This window comes from Terriglobia bacterium (assembly GCA_035712365.1).
Taxonomy (GTDB): domain Bacteria; phylum Acidobacteriota; class Terriglobia; order UBA7540; family UBA7540; genus SCRD01.
The window spans coordinates 1-3,246 of record DASTAW010000044.1; the positions used below are offsets into that span (position 1 = coordinate 1).

General features: G+C 59.7%; 3 protein-coding genes. 1 reads left to right on the top strand and 2 read right to left on the bottom strand.

All coding sequences use genetic code 11. The annotated features are described in order from the left end of the window. Positions 1-744 (bottom strand): methionine adenosyltransferase (gene metK, locus VFQ24_13725; protein HET9179411.1); only part of this gene is annotated, 744 nt, incomplete at its 3' end. Positions 745-1,109: 365 nt separating this feature from the next. Beyond that, the gene (locus VFQ24_13730; protein ID HET9179412.1) at positions 1,110-1,514 is read right to left on the bottom strand and encodes a helix-turn-helix domain-containing protein; all 405 of its coding nucleotides are present in this window, start codon (positions 1,512-1,514) and stop codon (positions 1,110-1,112) included. Positions 1,515-1,882: 368 nt separating this feature from the next. Here VFQ24_13730 and VFQ24_13735 point away from each other — a divergent pair, with 368 nt between their 5' ends. Continuing rightward, positions 1,883-2,953: an IS5 family transposase gene (locus VFQ24_13735; protein ID HET9179413.1), complete on the top strand. Its 1,071-nt coding sequence runs from the start codon at positions 1,883-1,885 to the stop codon at positions 2,951-2,953. Positions 2,954-3,246 lie beyond the last annotated feature (293 nt).

The following is a 3,246-nucleotide window of genomic DNA, read 5'->3' on the forward strand; positions in this document are numbered from 1 at the left end:
GATGATCTTGCGTCCGGTGAGGCCGCTGTCGCCCATGGGGCCGCCGACTACAAAGCGTCCGGTGGGATTGATGTGGTACTTGGTGTTTTCGTCGAGAAGCTCGGGGGGCAGCACTTCCTGAATGACGTGCTTCAGGATGTCGGCGCGCAGTTCCTCGATGGCAATCGTCTCGGAGTGCTGCGAGGAAATGACGACGGCGTCAATGCGGACCGGCTTGTGGGTTTTCGCGTCGTACTCGACCGTGACCTGGCTCTTGCCGTCGGCGCGCAGGTAGGGCAAAAGGCCGCTCTTGCGGACGTCGGTAAGGCGGCGGGTGAGCTTGTGGGCGAAGGAGATGGCGGCGGGCATCAGCTCCGGCGTCTCGTTGGTGGCGTAGCCGAACATCATGCCCTGATCGCCGGCGCCGCCGGTGTCCACGCCCATGGCGATGTCGCCGGACTGCTTGTTGATAGAGGAAATCACGGCGCAGGTATTGGAGTCGAATCCGTAGAGCGCATTGTCATAGCCGATGGACTGGACCACGCCGCGCACCAGCGTCTGGAAATCGACATACGCCCGGGTGGTGATTTCGCCCGCGACGGCCACCATTCCGGTGGCGAGCAGAGTTTCACAGGCGACGCGGCTGTAGGGGTCCTGCGCGAGACAGGCGTCAAGCACGGCGTCTGAAATCTGGTCAGCCATCTTGTCCGGATGGCCTTCTGTTACCGACTCCGAAGTAAACAAAAACCGTTCCCGTTGAGACACTCCGAATCCTCCATGCGCGAAGAGCGGCCCTGAAATTCATTCCCTGCCGGATTGTGTGGGGAATGGCGGCGGACCTGCGACTGATGTCATGGTACTAAAGGCGGGGAGCGCGGGCAAAAGCTTCGCGTTAAAAGGGAAAACAGCAGGGCAAAGAGGGGAATTTTCGTCTTGAATGGGTGGATTCTTGTCCCCCACACAAGCCAAAAGAGGGCTTGTGTGGGCCACCGTCAGAGTAGTTGAATGGACGTGACACTGCTTCCCACATCTCAGAATCGAGATGTGGGGCACCCACGTTGGTTGTTAAGAAGGGGAACGGAAGGGAATCAGAGTGTGGTCAGCGGCCGCCGTCGTGCGGAGACCTGCCGTTAAGCCACGAAGTTCCATACCAGCCAGCCCAGCGTGGCCAGAACCACGACCAGCACGGCGAGTCCGGTTATTTTGAGGCGCGCGGCAGGGCGGTCCGCCAGCGGACGGCTTTTGCCGACGTTTTCGGCAAAGGCGATCCAACTTGCGTCGTCGTCTTTAAGTTGGCCGCTGTTCTGGTAGGCGGACATGAAGCGATCCACCCAGGCCTCCGAGTCAAGGCCCACCACGCGAGCGTAGCTGCGCACGATGCCTTTGTTGATGACGCCGCCGGGCAGGTCGTCAAACTTTTCCGATTCCAGCGCCGCCAGGTGGCGGCTGCTGATCTTGGTTTCGTCCGTGATGGCTGCCAGCGCGATGCCTCGAGATTCTCTTTCCCTCCTCAGCTCCTCACCGAATTTGCTCATCTTTCTTTCCTTAGTCTTATCGGGCAGCCCATCCCTATAGATTTCAGGTGTCATTCAATTCACCATAAAGCGGGGCCGCGCGCAAGGTCAAAATTTCGCAGGGTCCTGGTTTCCTTTCAATTACCTGGTGGTGTCTGTAGCCCCATGATCGGTGCAATCGGGGGAAACTTGAGGGTGTTTGGGGAGGGATACGGGGCTAAATTCCCGATTTTGCTAAACTTTCGGAATGGGGCCGGTTATGGGAGAGACATCCCTCAGGGGCTGAAGCCCCATTCAGATTGGACCTTTGCGGCACGGCTAAACAGCTTGCTGAAAAAGTCCCATGAGAGTCACTGTTTCTCCACAGGGGAGTGCGATAAGACCTGAACATGCGAGGAGATGAGCAGCATCAGGAAGCGATGTTCAGTTATGTGAGTTTGGAGCGGCGAGTGGCGGCGGACCATCCGTTGCGGAAGATCCGGGCGCTGGTGGACCGTGCGCTGGAGCGGATGGAGCCGGTGTTGAAGCGCATGTATGCCGAGCGGGGCCGTCCGTCGATTGCGCCGGAGCGGCTGTTGCGGGCGCAGTTGCTGATGGCGCTGTATTCGATCCGATCCGAGCACCAGTTGATGGAGCAGTTGGACTACAACCTGCTGTATCGCTGGTTCGTGGGTCTGGAGATGGACGCGTCAGTGTGGAGCACGACGGTGTTCAGCAAAAATCGCAAGCGATTGATCGAAGCCGAGGCCAGCACGGAACTGCTGCTGGCGGTGGTTGAAGAAGCACGGGGGCATCAGTTGTTGAGCGAAGAGCATTTCACAGTGGACGGCACGCTGATCCAGGCGTGGGCTTCGCGGCGCAGTTTCAAGCCCAGGCCGGAGCCGCCCGCGCGGGGCACCGGCGCGCGGGGCCGCAAGCTGCTGCGCGACACGCATGAGTCCACGACTGATCCGCAGGCGCGGCTGTACCGCAAGAGCAGCGCGGGCGCGGTGGTGCCGAGCTATCTCGGACACCTGATTACGGAGAACCGCAACGGGTTGATCGTCGCGGCCATGGCCACCGAAGCGGGCACGGCGCAAGAGCGGCGGGCGGCGCTGGGGATGCTGAAAGGCCTGAAGCGACAGGGTCGAATCACGCTGGGCGCAGACAAGAGCTATCAGGAGGAGCGCTTCATACGCGCATTGCGCGAGCAACAGGTCACGCCCCACGTGGCCGAGTATCGGCCGAATGGGAAGTGGGCAAACTGGCTGACGGAAGAAGAGCGAAATGATCCGGGCCTGGTGGTGAGTCAAAGAAAGCGCAAGCTGGTGGAGAAGCCCTTCGGCTGGATGAAGCAGGAGCGGATACGACAGGTAAAGCGGCGGGGACTGCCGCGGGTGAATTGCCTGTTTTGCTTCATGGCCGCGGCGCACAATCTGCTTCGATTGAGCAAGCTGGTTCCGATTCCGGTCACGGCCTGATCGGGGAGAAGTGTCTCTGCGGGGAGGAAAAACAAGCCCGGCAGAGCGAAAATCAATAAGCATGGCTCTCGCGGATCGCCAAAAAATCGTCCTCGCGAGCAAAACAACAATGCGACACGGCCTTTTTTCAGCAAGCTGTTCAGCCGTGCCGAAAAAGACTAAGAATCTTGCGGGCTTTAGCCCCTGAGGGATGACCTGATTCTCAAACTAACCCCAACACCCGGCCTCCATGCGTCTTAGACAAAAATCCGCGAGGTGGCATCAAGATGCGTGAAGCCGGACCGGAGAAACCA

What these genes read in the sequence shown, in the direction of transcription:
- VFQ24_13730 (HET9179412.1), bottom strand. Translation starts at nt 1,514, where the DNA reads ATGAGCAAATTCGGTGAGGAGCTGAGGAGGGAAAGAGAATCTCGAGGC.
- VFQ24_13735 (HET9179413.1), top strand. Translation starts at nt 1,883, where the DNA reads ATGCGAGGAGATGAGCAGCATCAGGAAGCGATGTTCAGTTATGTGAGT.